The following is a 17,245-nucleotide window of genomic DNA, read 5'->3' on the forward strand; positions in this document are numbered from 1 at the left end:
TGCCCTCCTTTACTCACAGAAACAGTCCGAGGTTGGGAGTGGCGATAGCCACTTCGGTCAAGAGGATCTCCCTGGACAGGAGTCGTGGCCCGTCGGCCGTTATGCGGAGTTCGTCGTTGCGCCGGTAGGGGATTAAGTCGAAGTGCGGATCGATACCACGCTGTCGATAGAGCAGCACGGCGCTCGAGACTGCGATGACGTTGTCTCGCTCCGTCTTTCGGGCCAAGACCGACCCCACCAGACGCATGGTGCGAGAGGGCGGAATCTCCGAGTAAGCGTGGGCGGTGTTCAGACGGTCAATGCGTAGACGTACGTGGGCCAGAGTGTCACGGACCCGGAACGCGGCGCGATTGACCTCATCCGAACGCTGCTCGGTCGCTTGCCTGATCGGGATCACGTACAGCAGTTCGGGATCCAGCAGCTGATACCAGTCTTCCTCGCGAGCTTCATCCAGCAACTTCGATTCGAGAGCCAGGAACTGAGTTGCGATGTTTTGCAATTCGGTGTCGGACAGAGGGCCCTGGAGCTGAGATGGTGGCACGTGTTCGGTCGTGTCGATGGTGGTCATCGTGAGTGGCGCCCTTCGCTCGTCGTGGCGGATGCGTCGCCACGCATGACGGCAAGCCAGTGCCGGTAGAAATTCAGCTGAACGAATTCCCCAAAGCCGGTGGCACGCTTGATGCCTGGGCCGTGATAGTCGGGGTCCGGCGTGACGTCAACCGTGGTTCGACCGGCCTGATCGAAGTTGAAGCTCAAATTCTCGCGTTGCATCCAGGCGCTCTTCGCCGCACGAGGGGCGCCCTCCCAGGCGACGGTGTCGTCCGTTTCGAAATTACCGGCGGATCCGAAGATCAACTGGCCCGTCACATACGAATCCAGCTTTTCCTGATCACTTTGGCACTCGAAGACGAACTGCCAATTCCACAACTCCATCTTTCCGGGCGCGATCGGCTGCCACACCCGGAAAGTGGTGACGACCGTCGGAGGGCCGCCCGGCAGCGTAGGGGAGGCGACACGGAGGTAACTGAAGTTGGGGAAGATGGTGCCAATTGTCGGCGGGTTGGTCTCGAGGACGTACCGCTGAGCGTCGTCGAGGACCGAGAGGTCGAACTGAGCGACGGTCTCTGGTGAATAGCCCCACAGGGGCAGGCCGATCTTCGCCCATGGAAAACCGAGCGTCGCGTGGCCGTCGCCGAGTTCGTAGGCATGCATCATTTCGGCGTTTGCCCCGAGGCCCTGGATCATCTGTATCTCTTCGTTACTCCAGTGCAAGGTGTCGGCATGGTATGCGTCACCGGAGAAGTTTTCGGCACCGGCCTTCCAGTCCCCATTCACCTGATATCGCTCGGGCGGGCCTGCCACCTTCATACCGCCGGGTGCCAGGTTCGCCAGGATGTCGAGCATCCAGCCTCCCCCGCCCAGATACTCGTCGAGCGACGGACCTTCCTGCGCTAGCGACGCGAAGATGAAGCCAGAGCGGACGTCGACCCGTGGTGCCCTCTTCAGGCCCCATTCCTTCGGGTCCAGCCGGGTTCCATACGCCTCGCGCATGTGTGGCGTCCCGACGAGGTCGCCGTTGTTGGAGTAGGTCCAGCCGTGGTAAGGGCATTTGAAGAAACGCGAATTTCCGGTGTCGGTCTGGCATACCTGGGTGCCGCGGTGGCGGCAGTAGTTCGACAACACGTTGATGCCACCCTTGCCATCGCGCGTCACGATCACCGGATCGAGGCCGATGCGGCGCTGGACGAAGTCGCCAGGCTTCGGGATTTCGCTCTCGTGCGCGACAAAGACCCAGCAAGTGCCGAAGACCTGGTCCAGTTCCGCGCGGAAGATCGCGTCGTTGTTCCAGATCTCGGCCGGCACCCGATTCTTCTCGATCTCCGTCTCGACACGGTCGAGGATCCGCGTTACTTCCGAGGCAACGGTGGGCGTGATGACAGTCATGTAGCTCCTTGCAAGCACCGGGTGGGCCGATGTGGCGCCAGTGTTGGTTGACCCATCGTATGACCGCGATCACAGTGCCGGAAGGCGTGACTTTCGATGCCCGGCGATTGATGAAATCAATGGCAGACCACGCTCGCTCCAAGAGCCTTGAGAACACCCGATCCGGAACCCTGTATCGATTTCGTCGATGGATGAGCATTCACGGGAATTGTTTGTCGCGAATCGCAGATCGTTTTAGCCTGGCTCTGGGCAGCGGATCTCCCGCATTTCCGGGTTCACGGACGCCCCGACCCCGATGAGGTGGCTTCAATGACGCTATTGCTCGACGACCAGGCCGTCCGAGATTCATTCGGCTGGGCACGGGCAATCGATGCGCTCCGCGCTGCGTACACCGGCGATGTCGCAGGCTCCCGCTACCCCGAACGGTCGATGGCCCGCGGTGACGGCAGCTGGCTCCGGACTCTCACCGGGGTATCGGACGACAACGGTCTCATGGGCGCCAAACTCATTGCGGCGTCGATGAAGACCCGTCAGGTGTCCTACCTGATCCCCTTGTTCGATGAGCACACCGCTGAGCTCGTGGCTTTGATAGACGGTCAGTCGATCACCGGATTCCGCACCGCCGCGACCTCGGCGGTCGCCGCGGACCTCCTGGCGAGCCCCGGCGACCTCGACGTTGCCGTAATCGGCTCCGGCTTCGAGGCCAAGAAGCACCTTCGCGCCATGAACGCAGCACGCGTCCTGTCCTCGGTCAGCGTTTGGAGCCCCCGTGCGGAGAGCCGGTCTCGGTTCATCGCGGATCTGGATGATCTGGAACTCCCGCTGAGCGCTGCCCAAGATGCCGAGAGTGCCGTCGGCGCAGCCAACCTCGTGATCTGTGCGGCCCGTTCGCACGACGAATCCCCCACCGTACGTGGTGCGTGGCTCCGGCCCGGAACCACCGTTGTATCCGTCGGATCGACCCTCCCCGAACAACACGAGGTCGACGTCGAGCTGCTGGATCGCGCTGAGCTCATCGTCGCCGACATGGTCGAGGAGGTTCTGCACGACACCGGGGATGCCTTGGCAGCCAAAGCAGCCGGCGTCGATCTCGGGCAGAAGACCATCTCATTGGCAGACCTCGTGGCGGGTCGGCATCCGGGCCGTACGAGTAGCGACCAAATCCTCGTGTACAAGTCGGTGGGCTCAGCCGTACAGGACATTGCCGTCGCAGCCATGTGCCTGGCCGAGGCCCGGCGCCTTGAACTCGGCGTCCCGCTCCCCATCTCGATCACCCCCGTCCAAAAATAGAGGCGCAGCTATGACTTCCCAGATGACCACACAGCGGTCCAGCCTCGGTCTCACCGCCCCATCGCTGTTCCGGCCGTCCTCCTATATCGACGGGCAGTGGCTTACCCGCGACGACGGCGAACGGCTCGTCGTGCACAATCCATCCACCGGCGAACCGATCGCCGATCTGCCGTCGGCCGGCGCGGACGAGACCCAGCTCGCCGTCGAGGCTGCCCAGCGCGCGTTGCCCGCCTGGCGCGGACTCTCCGGCAAAGAGCGTTCGAAAATCCTGCGTCGATGGTTCGAGCTGGTCCGGGACAACACCGAGGACCTGGCGCGGCTAATCGTTCTCGAAGAGGGCAAGCCCGTGGCCGAGGCCATCGGCGAGATGAACTACGCGGCGTCCTTCATCGAGTGGTTCGGCGAGGAGGCCAAGCGCGTGCGCGGCGACGTCTTTCTCGCGCCCGAGTCGTCGCGACGAGTTGTGGTGCTCAGGGAAGCGATTGGCGTGTGCGCTGCCATCACACCGTGGAACTTCCCCGCCGCCATGATCACTCGTAAGGCGGCCCCCGCACTGGCCGCCGGCTGCACGATGGTGGTCAAGCCCGCCGAGCAGACGCCGCTGACGGCACTGGCCCTCGCCGAACTCGCTGAGCGAGCCGGCGTGCCGGCTGGAGTGCTCAGCATCGTGGTCGGCGACGCCCGCGAAATCGGCTCGGTGCTGACTGGCAACCCCATCGTCCGCAAGGTCAGTTTCACCGGCTCGACCGAGGTGGGTCGACTCTTACTCGCTCAATCAGCGGAAACCGTCAAGAAGACCTCGATGGAGCTCGGCGGCAATGCGCCAGTCCTCGTCTTCGACGACGCCGATCTCGATGAGGCGGTCGCCGGCGTGATCGCCACCAAGTACCGCAATACGGGCCAAGCATGCATCAGCGCTAACCGGGTTTATGTCCAGTCTGGAATCTACGATCAGTTCGCCGAAGCGTTGACCCGCAAGGTTGAGGGCCTCGTGGTCGGTGACGGATTCGACGCAGGTGTCCAGCAGGGTCCGCTCATCGACGTCGACGCGGTCACGAAGGTCGAGGAGCACGTGGCCGATGCGGCCGGCCTCGGTGCGCGCGTCCTCTGCGGCGGTCGGCGTCACGATCGGGGCGGCTTGTTCTTTGAACCGACGGTTCTGGCCGACGTCTACTCGACGATGCGCATCACCCGCGAGGAAACATTCGGACCTGTGACCCCGCTGATCCGGTTCGAGGACGAATCCGATGCGATCCGCATGGCCAACGACACCGAGTTCGGGCTGGCCGCATACCTCTTCACCCGCGACGCTGAGCGGACGTGGCGGGTCAGCGCGGCTCTCGAGGCGGGAATGATCGGCATCAATACCGGCCTCATCTCCAACGAGATCGCGCCCTTCGGAGGCGTGAAGCAGTCGGGTGTGGGCCGAGAGGGATCGGTCTACGGGATCGACGAGTACATGGAAATGAAATACCTCGCCTGGGAGGGCGCTGGAGCGTCGTAAATCGCCTCCCGCACAGAACAATTCGTCCTTGACCAGCACCACGAAAGGAAACATCATGGCTGCTTACACCCGCACCGAGGCCCGCGAATGGGCCCGCGGGAAGCTTATCGGTGCCGTGAACTGCACCATCCCGTCGTTCACCAGCGACCTGAAATCGATCAACGAGGCAGGCATCCGCCACGACATCCGTCTCGCGAAGGAACACGGCTTTCTCGGGACGCTGGGCATCTCTGAGGTCAACATCACCCTGCCGGAGTACCTGGAATTCCTTCGCATCATCCGCGATGAGGCCGGTGAGGACCTGGTCGTCGTACACCATGGAAGCTGGAGCACCCTCGCCGACAACATCGAGGCCGTGCGCGGCGCCGAGCAAGCCGGCGCAGATCTCGTGCTGCTGTCCTACCCGCCGAACTTCTACCCGGAGACCGAGCAGGAGATTTACGACTACACCAAGGCGGTGTGCGACGCTACGAATCTTGCCGTCATCATCTTTCCGATGTTCCTGTGGGGATTCAGCCCGCGAATCCACCCGTCGGACATCCCCAGCCGCCTCATCCGTCGCCTACTCGACGACTGCCCCAACATCGCCGTCATCAAAGCTGAAGGCGGGTTCCCCTACATCCAGGGAATCATTGAATGCCATCGTCTGTTCGGTGACGAGGTCGTCATCTCCGTGCCCATCGAGGCCGATCTGATCCCACTTTCGCAGATCATCCCCATCCAGCTCTCTGCAACCAGTGACCACGAGTACTACGGGCCCATCATTCCGCGGGTCATGAACCTGCTCGCTGACGGCAAGAACGACGATGCCACCGAGTTGTTCTGGCAGACGCACCCCGCGCGCAAGGCCAAGGCAGCCCTGGCTCCGGTGCTTAACGGTGGCGCGTTCATCAACCGGCAGGCGTGGAAGTTCCAGGGCTGGCTACAGGGATACAACGGTGGTCCGCTGCGTCAACCCACTCAACGGATCCACGACGGCCAAATGCTCGCTCTCCGTAAGGGGCTCATCGATTCCGGCCTCAACCCGTCCATGGATCCGCTTCGCGAGTTCTTCATCGGCCGCAACCCGGCCTGACGCATGCGAATCGACGTCCGGGCATAGCCACCAGTTTGGCTGCCTGCGTCCGCAATTGGTCACGGAACCACGTCTGGGCGGGTTCCCCATCGAGGCGGCGCAGCCAGATGGGGTAGTTGATCGCGGTCCATGCGTCGTCGGCGATACCGGTGGATCGTGTGTATGACGTTGGGATATCCATCCGCACGGTGACCGAGAAGTGCCCCGTTGCGGCCAGACACGGCCACGAACGCCCCGGCGACGTAGGCGGAGTCGGTGCGCACCACGATCGTGCCCGTCGTGCCGGCCCGGCACGCGGTGCTGACGGCATGGGCAACCTGGCCGGGCCCGGGGCGGCGCCGGCGGCGTGGACGCGGTGCCCGCCAGCACCTTCAGCCCGCACGCCAGCAGCGACCTAGACGCGATCTTGGCGTGCCCGAAGGCCACGCCGTGCTTCTTGCCGCCCGACCATCCGCCGTTGCACCGAGGTGCTCGCTTACACCTCCGACGGCTGCGGAGCGATCCCCAACTGATGCATCAAGCTGAAGCCGCCCAGAACCTCGCACACCGTCGAAATGCTCACAATGGACGCACCGGAGAATCGAATGCGGTCGACGGTACGAGCTGTGAACTGCCTACCGGTCGGCGGAATCCCGAAGAATTCACCCCGCCAGGTTCCCGACCCGAGAAAGAAGACCACTACCTCGTCCTCATGGGCGATCTGGTCGGTAACGGAGAACGTGAGATCTGGGAAGGCGGTGCAGAACGCTTGCAACGTCGCAATGAGTTTGTCGCGCCCCTCGATCGGGCTTTCATGTTCGAAGACGACATCCGGGGCGAGGAGATTCGTCAGTGTTTCGAAATCCCGCCGATTGACCGCGGCAAAGTATTCCTTTACGACAGCATCCGCCTTGGCGACTGCATCGGTTGAAGTCACAAGCTTCTCCTCACGATTGTTGTGGCTATGCCGCGCGCGGCGCCGTTGCTCGCGGTTGATATTGAGCGTAGGAGCGCTCGGGCATAGCGGGAAACGGCTCGTGTCAATAGGCCCGCATTGATTTCGTCGATGAGATCGGCTCGCGCATGGACGCTGGGTTCACGTCTACGCCTACGGCGGTCGCGCGAGCGCGACAACGTTCACGGGTCGGTACAGGGTGCGTTCACCCACTTCATCGGCCGCAGCCCGGCCTGACGCATGCGAATCAACGTCCGGGCGTAGCCACCAGTTTGGCTGCCTGCGTCCGCAATTGGTCACGGAACCACGTCTGGGCGGGATCCCCATCGAGGCGGCGCAGCCATATGAGCGTTTCGGTGATTGGCTCCAGCTGCATGGGTGGATCGATGAATTGCAGATTGGCGGCCTTGGCCACACGTGTCGCGAGTGTTCGCGGGATCAGTGTCACCAATGTGGTGTCGCGCAACATGAAGGGGGCGACAGCAATGCTGGTACTGGCCTCGACTTTGCGTGGTATGCCGAGGACATCGAGGTTCGTATCACCCAAAGAGGGCCGCCCGTCCTCGAAGGTTGCGGCAAGGTAGGGCATGGCGCTGAACTCCTCGACCGTCATCGCCGAACGGACCGCGCGGTTGGCGGCATCGGCAGCCAACACATAGCGATCGCGATAGAGCACCTCGCGACGGACGCCGTCCCTCCAGAGAGCGGGGAACGACGAGATCACCTCTCGAGGCAGCACGATCACGTCGACACGTCCGCGCAGCATCTCAGCGGGAATGTCAATCGAGACCGTTCGAATCTGCACCCGGATGTTCGGGTACGTCGACGAGATCTCGACCAGCAGCGGGTGAAGAAGCGCGGCCGCCGCGAAATCACTGGCGACCACAGAAAAAGCATGCTCGTCGACCGTCGGGTCGAACGAATCCAAGGTGGACAACGTCAGCTGGAGTTCGGCCAATGTGCTGCTCACTGAGCTGGTCAGCGCGTTCGCGAGCGGGGTTGCGATCATGGTTCGGCCCTGCCGCACAAGAATCGGATCCTTGAGAAGCCGGCGCAGCCGCGCCAAAGTCGAGCTCATCGCAGATTGTCTGATCCCTAGCCGCGCAGCCGCGCCGGTGACGCTCCGCTCGGACATCAACGCCTCGAATGCGACCAGCAAGTTGAGGTCGACACGGCCCAGCTGCTCGAGAGAAGGATGTGGCGAAGAGCCGGTTTCGGACGCAATCGGCTTATTCACCGCGGGACCCCGGCATAGCACACCACGTTTTCCGGGAGGTGATATCGACGAGCCGCTGCCGGAGCCAGCGATGGCTGGGGTCGTCGTCGTTCCGGGCTGCCCAGACCATGGCCTCGACCATCGGCTCCAGCGCCATGGGTGGCGTGAGCAACCTCAACCGCGCGCCCTCCGCCACCGTCGACGCCAGGCTGGCGGGAAGGATGGTGACGAGCGATGTGTCGCGCAGCAGGAAGGGAGCAAGGCCGAAACCCGTCGTCACCTCCAAGCGCCGCGGAATCCCGAGTCGGTCCAGTTGCGTCTCGACGAGCGTAGGGGAATGTCCGTTGCTGCTCGCGAGATAGGGCAGCGACGAAAACTGTTCGATCGTGATCTCGCTCGAGACCAGCGGGTTGGCCGCATCGACGGCCACGACGTAGGGGTCGCTGTACAGCGTCTGGTAACCGAAGAGATCGGTGATCGAGTCCAGGGATAGCGGAACGATCGTCAGATCCACGGTGTCGGCTGTCATGTCGTCTAGAAAGGTGGCAGAAACCGGCTGGATGTGCAGCTCGACGTGCGGCGCTGCATTCCGCAGCTCGACCAGTAACGGCTGGAGCACGGCCAAGGCAGCGTACTCGCTCGCCATCACGGTGAAGCTGCGATGGTCCCGTCCAGGGTCGAAGTCGGGCGGTTCGGTCAGAATCGAATTGAACCGACTCAGTACCTCTCGAATCGGAACTACGAGTGCCTCCGCCAGCGGAGTCGGGAACATCATCCGGCCCCGGCGCTCGAGCACCGGATCGTTGAGCAACGCCCGCAATCTCGACAAAGTCGAACTCATCGCCGACTGTCCAATAGAAAGTTTGCGCGCAGCTGCCGTCACATTCTGCTCGGCCATGAGCACGTCGAACGCCACGAGCAGGTTCAGATCGACCTGCCGAAGATCCATGGGCTGATGGTAGGCCATCGAATTGATTTCGTCGATGGCGAAGCATCGTCAAACATTGTTGGTGCCGCGTGATTGGCGCCACTACCGTTGGTTCAGCAGCGTCCGTCCCGGGATGCAGTAAAGAGGTGGGGAGTTCACCGATGACTTCTGGATTCAGTCCGATCACGCATTTGCGGCATGTCGGTCTTGCTGTGCCTAACTATGACCAGGCTGTGGAGTTCTATACGAAGGTGTGGGGCCTACTGCCGATAGCGAGCGATTCTGGGGTGACTTTCTTCGGCACGCCCGCTGATCCAGAGCACTACATCCTGCGCATACGAGAGGACCGCCTGAAGCGTCTCGACCTGATTGCGTTCGCTGCGGAGTCAATCGGTGAGGTTGATCTCCTGGCTGACCGCTTGGGACGGGCAGGAGTGAAGATCGATCGCGACCCGACCGTGTTGACGACACCGGGAGGTGGATACGGTCTGCGGTTTTTCGACCTGGACGGCCGGCTCATCGAGGTTTCCGCGGACGTGGAGCAGCGTCCGTTCCGATTGCTCGAGGAGCGGGAGTCGATACCGCGGAAGCTCAGCCACGTAGTAATCAATTCGACGGACGTCCACAAGACCAAGGCGTTCTATGAAAAGCATCTGGGATTCCGCTTGTCGGACTGGTTGGGCGATGTGATGTGCTTCATGCGCAGCAGTTCGCAGCATCACATTCTGGCGATCTCTCGGGCGCCGTCCACTTCGCTGAATCACATCTCGTTCGAAATGCGCGGGCTGGACGAGTACATGCGGGGCACGGGCCGGATGATTCGCAGTGGTTACCGGCCGCTGTGGGGCCCGGGTCGCCATAGCGCCGGCGACAACACGTTCTCCTACTTCTTCGATCCCCTGGACAACGTGATCGAATACACGACCGAACTCGAGCTCGTTGATGAAGCCACCTGGGAGCCAACGACATACGACCCGATGCGTCCAGACACCCAGGACCAGTGGGGCACCGGTGGGGCCATGACCGAGGTGATGCTCCCGATCATGCTGAAACAGCGCGATGACGGCGGACTCTGGAGCCCCTCCCCCGTCTAGCGGGCCACCGCCCGAGTGCTGCCCATGACGTCCCTTCCCCGTCGATGAAAGGAAATACTCGTGTCTGATCTTGACGGCAAAGTTGCTGTCGTCACCGGCGGCGCCAACGGCATAGGCCTGGCCTGTGCGCAGAAGCTGAGCGGCGAGGGGGCGAAGATCGTGATCGCCGACATCGATCTCCTAGCGGCAGAAAAGCGAGCCGACGAACTGCCTACCGACTCGCTCGGCGTCCACCTCGACGTCCGGGACTCGGCGTCGGCGAATGAATTGGCCTCGACGGTGCTGCGCGAATATGGCCGGGTCGACATCCTCGTCAACAACGCGGGGATGAACATCGGAGCCCGGAACACCACTGACGTGACCGACGAGGAATTCGACCTCCTGATGTCGATCAACGTGCGGGGCACCTTCATGACGACCCGGGCACTTCTGCCGGCCCTGATCGAGCAGCGCGGCGGCAGCATCATCAACATGTCGTCGATCTGCGGCCAACGAGGCATCGCCCTGATCGCGCCCTACTCGGCATCGAAGTTCGCCATCGTCGGGATGACCCAGAGCCTCGCAGCCGAACTCGCCCAGTACGACATCACCGTCAACTCCGTCCACCCCGGCATCGTGGCCACCGATTTGCACGTCAAGGTGGTCGAAGAGTTCAGCGGACTCAAGGGCCTCAGCTTCGAAGACGGCTGGGAAGGCTTCCTTTCAAGCATCCCGCTCGGCCGGCTCCAGACCACCGATGACATCGGCGACATGGTCGCCTTCCTGGCTTCCCATAAGGCTCGGAACATCACCGGATCAGCGTTCAACGTCGACGGTGGTCTCATGTTGGCCTGACGAGGTCCGTCATACACCCTGGAGGAAGTCATGACAGCCGTACTCGACTCCGAGCGCGACGACAGAGCCGCCGTCGACAAGGCGTTCAGCCTGCTGGGTGCATTCGGGGACGAGGCCAGCACCGGTGTCGGTGTCAGGGAACTCGCCCGGCGCGCAAGCCTTAGCAAGTCGACCGCCCACCGCCTGTTGGGGATGCTGGAGCGCAACGCCATGGTGGAACGCGTCGGCACCAGCTACCGGCTGGGCCCCCAGTTACACGAACTGGGTCTCGCGGTGTACCCGCAAGGTCACGAGCGGGTCCGCGACCAGCTGATGCCCTTCCTCACCGAACTGTTCGAAGCGACGCACCAGACCGTGCACCTCGCGATGCTGCACGGTACCGATGTCGTCTACCTGGCCAAACTCTACGGACATCGCAACGCGGTTACGCCGTCACGCATCGGCGGGCGCTTACCCGCGAATTGCACTGCCGTCGGCAAGGTCTTGTTGGCCTACGACCCCGCTGCGGTGGAAAGGATCACCGGCGGCGGGCTCACCGCACTCACCACTGCATCGATCACTGATGGCAACGCGTTGACGCGTGCGCTCGATCGGGTGCGGCGCGAGGGAGTGGCGACCGAGCGCGAAGAGAGCCGCCCCGGGTTGGGCTGCGTTGCGGCACCGGTGTTCGGCCGCAACCGGCTACCGATCGCCGCGTTGTCAGTGTCGGTCCCCGTGTCCGCCGACCTTCGTCCGTTCACGCACAGCTTGCGGCGTGTCTGTGCTTCCGCTTCCCGGACAATGAGCCAATCCCACCGCAATGGGTGATCAGCTGCCGGGCACTCGATCGAGGTCGGCGTCCACCTGAGTTACCCAGTCTGCTTCTCGGACAAGCAGTCTCACTTTCTCACGGGGACCTCGACGTCGACGACGTGGCAGAAGCCCACCGACTGCGCTGCCGAGATCGCGACCAGGCCATCAGGTGCAACAGCGACGACAACGCGCCGGCCGGCGCCGTGCAACATGACCAGGACGGCTCCCGCGCCGGTCCCTGACACTGGATGTCGCCGTTGGAGGTGGTTACCGTCCGCGTAAGCAGCGTGGGCATTTCGTCGACCTCAGTGTCGAATTGCGTACCGGCCACCGGCACGGCCTTTCACTCGTCGGTCCGGAAGGAAGTTCGTCGATTCAGAAGAAGGTGGAGATGTTCTTCGCCAGCAGGACGCTCTGGTCGAGCAGGATGACCCTCCGGGCGACCTTCAACCCGCCGTCGGGGCTGCGACGGAGGATGTCGGTGCGGCTTCCCGCGAACACGTTCTCTTCGCGTTCGAGGCGGTTGCGGTAGACGAGGAACGCCGAGCGGGCGGCCAGATCAGAGCCGCCTCCCTCATCCGAATCAATATGGTGCACAACGACGTTAGTAACCAGGTGCCGGGTCCGCGAGGGCGGGTCCTCGGCCCAAGCCATGCCCGAATCGAATCGCCGGATCCGCCAGGCCAGGCTCTCCTTGGTCTCGTCGTAGAACGCGGCCTCGCCCCGTGCCGAGATCGACAGCGCTTGTTGGCGACGCAACCGGTTCGTTCTGGTCGGCATCCAGTAGTCGAGGCCGTCGGCCAACAGATCGAGCCAATCGGTGAAGCGTCCGTCGTCGAGCAATTCAGCCTCGGTGTAATAGAACTGCTCGACCTCGAAGTGAATGTCGTGGCTGGCCCGCCGCGCGCCGTCGATGCTGGCTAATATTGTTGCCGCGCTGGTCATTTGCGTACTCTCGGTGTCGTCGTCATCGTTTGATCAGCCTGTGTAGATCTACCGTTGGATCGCCTAGTTCGGCCGCGGATACGGAGACCGTCGACGGCAATATCCGCTAAGGCGGCGACGCGGATGCCCTCACTCATCGGCGCCCTTGCGTTCATGCCACGCCCGGGTATTCATCAGGTCACGCCAGTGGGCGTAGAAGGAGCGCGCGGCGGCATCGCTGTAGAGCTCACTGGTTATTCCGGGGTGGCGCCCGTCTTCGCGTTCGGATCCCAGCCCCATCTGATAGTTCAGTCGGACGGAATTCGTGATGAATCCGTGCGCGATGGTCTGCGCCTCACTCCAGTTCTCTCCGTCGTCCTGTTCGAAGATCCCGCTGGGACCGAAAGTGCGCAGGTTGTAGAGGCGCTGCGCCTCCCGCACATGCTCGGGCATCGACTTGTCCAAGACGCACCACGCCCAGACCTCCATCTGGTCAGGCCCTTTCGGGTGCGCCACCCGAATCGACCCGTTGACCGGCAGGTAGGAAAAGTTCGGGAACACCGTACCGTGCCCGGTCGTCAACGGGCCTTCGACGCGTGCCTCGCCCAGCCGCAGCCGTAACGCGGCGTAGTCCATCCATTCATGCACGGTCTGGGCGTCGAACCGATTGCGCGGATGCACCGGGAAGCCGTGCCCGTGCCCCCTCGGGTCGACGTACTGCCGCCCAGTGCGGTGCACCACTTCGGCTTTCGGCTTCCCGCCCGCCAGCACCGCCAGTGCCGAGCCGTGACTCATGTTCACGTGGTACCAGTCGCTGGCGGCCTGTTCGGCGGCGAGTTTCCAGTTGCCCTCCACCACCCATTTCTCCACGCCGCCGACGACGACGGTGCCTTCTGGATCGTGGTCGAGCATCGCGTCCAAGTACCAGGTCATCCCGCCCAGCGAGTCGCGCAGGCTGCTCGCGCCGGGATCCCAGTTCCCAAAGATCAACCCGTTGTAGGAGTCGACGTTCGGCACCTCGACCAAACCCCAGTCACCGGACTGAAAACTGTCCGGATATCCCTCCTTGTTCGGGATGCTGATCAACTTGCCCTCGAGGTCATACGCCCACCCGTGATACGTGCAGGTGAAACTGCGGGTGGCGCCGAGTTCCGCACGGCACACCCGCACCCCCCGGTGCCGGCACGAGTTCAGAAACGCCCGGATCGTCCGGCTCTTGTCCATCGTGACGATCACCGGGTCCTCACCCATATACGTGGTGAAGAAGTCGCCGGGCTTGTGGAACTGGTCGGTGTGGGCGAGGAACAGCCAGTGGGTGGCGAAGATCCGCCGCTGCTCCTGCCGGTAGATCAGCTCATCGGTGAACAACGCTCGGTCCAACAGCCCACCCTCGGCATCGACGAGACCCGACACATCGATAGTGCGCTCGAGTTCAGCGGGACGTCGCGGCGTCGTGCTCAGCGCTGACGTGAGTGCCTGCCCTTCGGCGCCCGGTTGCATGGTGGAAGTCATAATGACCACGAAACTCCGCTCAACCAAGGAATTTCAGCGAGCGTTTCGCACAACGGGACACCGACTGTGAATCGGGGTTCAATACCGCCAGCGTTGGCGATGTGCTTGCCGCAGTCGCCAATTCACAGAATCCAGATGACCCCACCACCGCATCATGACCGGGCCGAACAGCACCGCGCGCCTCGACGTCGAGTTCGCCTCAGCCGGTGTCACATGCCGAGCCTGGCTGTACCTACCGAACACCACGACCCCGGCGCCGGTCATCGTCATGGCACACGGTTTCGGCGGAATCCGTGAGATGCGACTGGGTGCCTACGCCGAGCGATTCCGCGCGGCCGGATACGCGTGCGTGGTCTTCGACTACCGACACTTCGGCGCCAGCGACGGTGAACCGCGCCAATTACTGGACGTCCAAAGGCAACTGGTGGACTGGGCCGCCGCCATCGAGTTCGTTCGCAGTCGCCACGACATCGATGCCGACCGTATCGTTTTGTGGGGCAGCTCATTCAGTGGCGGACATGTATTGTCCACCGCAGCCAGGGATTCGGCTATCGCCGCAGTGATCTCCCAATGCCCATTCACCGATGGCGTGGTGTCGGTGCTGGCCATGGACCGGTTAAATGCTCTACGGGTGGGGATGCGTGCCGTCGCCGATGTCGCTGCGCACCTCGTCGGCCGACCACCGGTGATGCTGCCCATCGTCGGCGCGCCAGGATCGGTGGCCATGATGACCGCTCCGGACGCAGCACCGGCGATGGAGGCGATGGTGCCGCCAGATGTCACTTGGCGCAACGAAATCGCGGCACGCGTGGCACTGCAGGTAATCCGATACCGGCCGGGACGTGACGCGGTGAAACTCCGCTGCCCGCTCCTCGCGTGTGTCTGCAGTGAGGACTCCGTCGCACCTGCGGACGCCACATTGCGGTACCTGGAGAAGGCACCGCAGGGCGATATCCGGCTGTACTCAGAAGGACATTTTGACATCTACGACGGCCCCGCCTTCGAGCAACTGGTCTCCGATCAGATCCAGTTCCTCAGCCACCATGTTCCGGTGGCGGGCATCTCGACTCTCCAATCACACCCGACGCTCTAGGCAGTGATCTAGATGACTACCGCACCCTTCGCCGCCCCCGATGTCTCAGCCGAATACCTGCCCGACGGGTCTCTGTTACTCACCTGCCGTCAACCACTCGACGAGGGAGCCAAGCCAAATGTGCTGAGAACGTTCTTCGCCCGTTGCCCGCAACACCCCGACCGCCTGCTGGTCGCCGAGCGCAGCCAACACGGCTGGTCGAAGATGACATGGGGCGAGGCCGGCGAACGCGTAGCGCGCATCAGCCAGGGTCTGCTCGACCGCGGCGTCGCCGGTAAGCCGATAGTCATCGTGTCCCACAACAGCATTGCCCACCTGTTGGTCACTCTGGCCGGATACGCGGTAGGCAGCCCGATCGTGCCGGTCAGTGCAGCCTATTCACTGCAGAGCACGGATTTCGCCAAGTTGCGCCACATCATCGCAGCAACCGATCCAGCGGCTGTCTTCGCCGAGAACGACGACTATGCCCGCATTCTGCCCGTCGTCGACGAGGTCGGACTGGCGCTAACCGCCGCGGGCACCGCGGCGGGTCTGACATCGCTCGCCGAGATCGAGTCGGCGCCCACGATGCCGCTAGCCGCGGAGACAACGAGCATCCACGACGACACGATCGCCAAGATCATGTTCACGTCCGGATCCACCGGTATGCCGAAGGGAGTGATCAACACCCACGGCATGCTCGCAGCCAACCAGCAGCAGATGCGTCACGTCTGGCCGTTCGTACAGGAGGATCCGCCCGTGATCCTCGACTGGCTGCCGTGGAGTCACACCTTCGGCGGCAATCACAACGTCAACATGGTGATCGTCAACGGCGGGAGCCTTTGGATCGATGACGGCCGTCCAGCACCACAGCTGATCGGCCGGACCATCGCCAACCTCGCCGAGGTGTCCCCGACGCTGTACTTCAATGTGCCTGCCGGGTATTCGGCACTGTTGCCCCACCTGGAAGCCGATTCCGCGCTGGCTGAACGGTTCTTCTCGCGGCTGCGGTTGGCGGTGTTCGCCGGCGCGGCGCTGCCCCAAGAGCTTCTTGATCGGCTCCGTGTGCTCGCCGACCGGTACGGCTCAGCGATGCACCCCACCACCTCGTGGGGAATGACCGAGACAGCGCCGGCCGCCACATCGGCGCACTTCGCGATGACCCGCAGTGACACGATCGGTGTTCCGCTGCCCGGGGTGACGCTGAAACTGGTTCCGGCCGAGGACAAGTACGAGGTGCGGCTGCGCGGGCCCAACGTCACACCGGGCTATTACGGGCGGCCCGATCTCGATGAGTCACTATTCGATCGAGACGGCTACTTGTGCACTGATGATGCGGTGACGCTGGCAGACCCGACTGACCTGAACAAGGGACTGATCTTCTCAGGGCGTATTTCGGAGAACTTCAAACTCTCCACTGGAACGTTCGTCACCGTCGGACTGGTTCGGACTGACCTCATCTCGGCGATGAAGGGCTTGATCCAAGACGCCGTAATTTGCGGCGAGGGCGGCGAATTCGTCGCCGCGATGGTTTGGATTCACCCCAGCCACGCCCACCGGATGTCGGTGGACGGCACGCCCGACACCGGTCTGCGCGCCGAACTCTCGGCGGCCCTCGACGGACTGGCCGACGCCGGAGGCGGTTCCTCACAAGTCGTGCGGCGCCTGCTCGTCATGTCTGAGCCACCCGACATCGACCTTGGCGAAACAACCGACAAGGGTTACATCAACCAACGACTGGTCCGCAAGCACCGGGCACACCTCGTGACCGAACTCGTCGCCTCCGAACCCTCGGCGCGCATCATCTGCGGCAGTCGGTCGCGGGACCGATTCGCGACCACGAAGCCCACGCGCTGACGGTGAAATCGGCTTTGGACGCAACACACGCCGACGACGCCATGTGGATTGGCGGTTCCGAGGACGGCGCGACCGGCGACTTCCTCATCCAGAGTTCGGTCTTGCTTGTCGAATTCGATCATCACTCCGGCATCCTCCAGACCAACGTGGAACCTGGACGCCTCTACATCCACACCGCATTCAGGCCTCCCGACGGCAACTACTGCGGAGCCGACAGCATTCGCCGCTCGACCGGGGCCGGGCATCTCCTGGAGCAAGTTCGGTGATAG

General features: G+C 63.1%; 17 protein-coding genes. 9 read left to right on the top strand and 8 right to left on the bottom strand.

What is annotated here, in order from left to right; all coding sequences use genetic code 11:
* Window positions 1-13: 13 nt before the first annotated feature.
* Together QRN63_RS27955 and QRN63_RS27960 are read right to left on the bottom strand one after the other, a co-directional pair.
* Window positions 14-568 (bottom strand): aromatic-ring-hydroxylating dioxygenase subunit beta, encoded by a 555-nt coding sequence (locus QRN63_RS27955; protein ID WP_285034251.1) that lies wholly within the window; start codon window positions 566-568, stop codon window positions 14-16.
* Complete coding sequence (locus QRN63_RS27960) at window positions 565-1,944, bottom strand: aromatic ring-hydroxylating oxygenase subunit alpha (RefSeq protein ID WP_285034253.1); 1,380 nt, start codon at window positions 1,942-1,944, stop codon at window positions 565-567. The genes QRN63_RS27955 and QRN63_RS27960 overlap by 4 nt, the downstream gene beginning before the upstream one ends.
* 309 nt (window positions 1,945-2,253) lie before the next feature.
* Here QRN63_RS27960 and QRN63_RS27965 point away from each other — a divergent pair, with 309 nt between their 5' ends.
* The 3 genes from QRN63_RS27965 to QRN63_RS27975 are packed head-to-tail and all read left to right on the top strand — an operon-like array spanning window position 2,254 to window position 5,813.
* Complete coding sequence (locus QRN63_RS27965; RefSeq protein WP_285034255.1) at window positions 2,254-3,234, top strand: ornithine cyclodeaminase family protein; 981 nt, start codon at window positions 2,254-2,256, stop codon at window positions 3,232-3,234.
* A gap of 10 nt (window positions 3,235-3,244) precedes the next feature.
* Entirely contained in the window at window positions 3,245-4,738 is a 1,494-nt protein-coding gene (locus QRN63_RS27970) for an NAD-dependent succinate-semialdehyde dehydrogenase (RefSeq protein ID WP_285034257.1), read from the top strand.
* Window positions 4,739-4,793: 55 nt separating this feature from the next.
* Window positions 4,794-5,813 (top strand): dihydrodipicolinate synthase family protein, encoded by a 1,020-nt coding sequence (locus tag QRN63_RS27975; RefSeq protein ID WP_285034259.1) that lies wholly within the window; start codon window positions 4,794-4,796, stop codon window positions 5,811-5,813.
* Window positions 5,814-6,288: 475 nt separating this feature from the next.
* Here the strand turns inward: QRN63_RS27975 and QRN63_RS27980 are convergent, their stop codons facing one another.
* The 3 genes from QRN63_RS27980 to QRN63_RS27990 form a co-directional block, all read right to left on the bottom strand.
* Window positions 6,289-6,729 carry an ester cyclase gene (locus QRN63_RS27980; RefSeq protein ID WP_285034262.1) on the bottom strand — a complete coding sequence of 147 codons (441 nt, stop codon included), beginning with the start codon at window positions 6,727-6,729 and terminating at the stop codon, window positions 6,289-6,291.
* 265 nt (window positions 6,730-6,994) lie between these two features.
* Window positions 6,995-7,984 (bottom strand): LysR family transcriptional regulator, encoded by a 990-nt coding sequence (locus QRN63_RS27985; RefSeq protein WP_285034264.1) that lies wholly within the window; start codon window positions 7,982-7,984, stop codon window positions 6,995-6,997.
* Complete coding sequence (locus QRN63_RS27990) at window positions 7,977-8,930, bottom strand: LysR family transcriptional regulator (protein WP_285034266.1); 954 nt, start codon at window positions 8,928-8,930, stop codon at window positions 7,977-7,979. The genes QRN63_RS27985 and QRN63_RS27990 overlap by 8 nt, the downstream gene beginning before the upstream one ends.
* 122 nt (window positions 8,931-9,052) lie before the next feature.
* On the opposite strand from QRN63_RS27990, the gene QRN63_RS27995 reads away from it, so the two are divergent.
* The 3 genes from QRN63_RS27995 to QRN63_RS28005 are packed head-to-tail and all read left to right on the top strand — an operon-like array spanning window position 9,053 to window position 11,626.
* The gene (locus QRN63_RS27995) at window positions 9,053-9,985 is read left to right on the top strand and encodes a VOC family protein (RefSeq protein WP_285034268.1); all 933 of its coding nucleotides are present in this window, start codon (window positions 9,053-9,055) and stop codon (window positions 9,983-9,985) included.
* A gap of 60 nt (window positions 9,986-10,045) precedes the next feature.
* The gene (locus QRN63_RS28000) at window positions 10,046-10,819 is read left to right on the top strand and encodes an SDR family NAD(P)-dependent oxidoreductase (RefSeq protein WP_285034270.1); all 774 of its coding nucleotides are present in this window, start codon (window positions 10,046-10,048) and stop codon (window positions 10,817-10,819) included.
* A 30-nt stretch (window positions 10,820-10,849) separates the two neighbouring features.
* Entirely contained in the window at window positions 10,850-11,626 is a 777-nt protein-coding gene (locus QRN63_RS28005; RefSeq protein ID WP_285034272.1) for an IclR family transcriptional regulator, read from the top strand.
* 71 nt (window positions 11,627-11,697) lie between these two features.
* Here QRN63_RS28005 and QRN63_RS28010 read toward each other — a convergent pair whose 3' ends face one another.
* The 3 genes from QRN63_RS28010 to QRN63_RS28020 all read right to left on the bottom strand — a co-directional run bounded on the left by QRN63_RS28010 (window position 11,698) and on the right by QRN63_RS28020 (window position 13,861).
* Window positions 11,698-11,856 carry a hypothetical protein gene (locus tag QRN63_RS28010; RefSeq protein ID WP_285034274.1) on the bottom strand — a complete coding sequence of 53 codons (159 nt, stop codon included), beginning with the start codon at window positions 11,854-11,856 and terminating at the stop codon, window positions 11,698-11,700.
* Between the two features lie 130 nt (window positions 11,857-11,986).
* Window positions 11,987-12,556 carry a 3-phenylpropionate/cinnamic acid dioxygenase subunit beta gene (locus tag QRN63_RS28015; RefSeq protein ID WP_285034277.1) on the bottom strand — a complete coding sequence of 190 codons (570 nt, stop codon included), beginning with the start codon at window positions 12,554-12,556 and terminating at the stop codon, window positions 11,987-11,989.
* A gap of 129 nt (window positions 12,557-12,685) precedes the next feature.
* A complete protein-coding gene (locus tag QRN63_RS28020; RefSeq protein ID WP_350224482.1) occupies window positions 12,686-13,861 on the bottom strand; it encodes an aromatic ring-hydroxylating dioxygenase subunit alpha in 1,176 nt (391 codons plus the stop codon).
* Window positions 13,862-14,201: 340 nt separating this feature from the next.
* Here QRN63_RS28020 and QRN63_RS28025 point away from each other — a divergent pair, with 340 nt between their 5' ends.
* The 3 genes from QRN63_RS28025 to QRN63_RS28035 are packed head-to-tail and all read left to right on the top strand — an operon-like array spanning window position 14,202 to window position 17,242.
* A complete protein-coding gene (locus tag QRN63_RS28025) occupies window positions 14,202-15,140 on the top strand; it encodes an alpha/beta hydrolase (RefSeq protein ID WP_285034279.1) in 939 nt (312 codons plus the stop codon).
* 12 nt (window positions 15,141-15,152) lie between these two features.
* Window positions 15,153-16,976, top strand: a complete 1,824-nt coding sequence (locus QRN63_RS28030) for an AMP-binding protein (protein ID WP_285034280.1) — start codon at window positions 15,153-15,155, stop codon at window positions 16,974-16,976.
* 14 nt (window positions 16,977-16,990) lie between these two features.
* The gene (locus tag QRN63_RS28035) at window positions 16,991-17,242 is read left to right on the top strand and encodes a DUF3500 domain-containing protein (protein WP_285034282.1); all 252 of its coding nucleotides are present in this window, start codon (window positions 16,991-16,993) and stop codon (window positions 17,240-17,242) included.
* Window positions 17,243-17,245: the final 3 nt, after the last annotated feature.

Origin of the sequence: Mycolicibacterium sp. lyk4-40-TYG-92, assembly GCF_030209435.1 — a bacterium.
Classification (GTDB): Bacteria; Actinomycetota; Actinomycetes; order Mycobacteriales; family Mycobacteriaceae; genus Mycobacterium.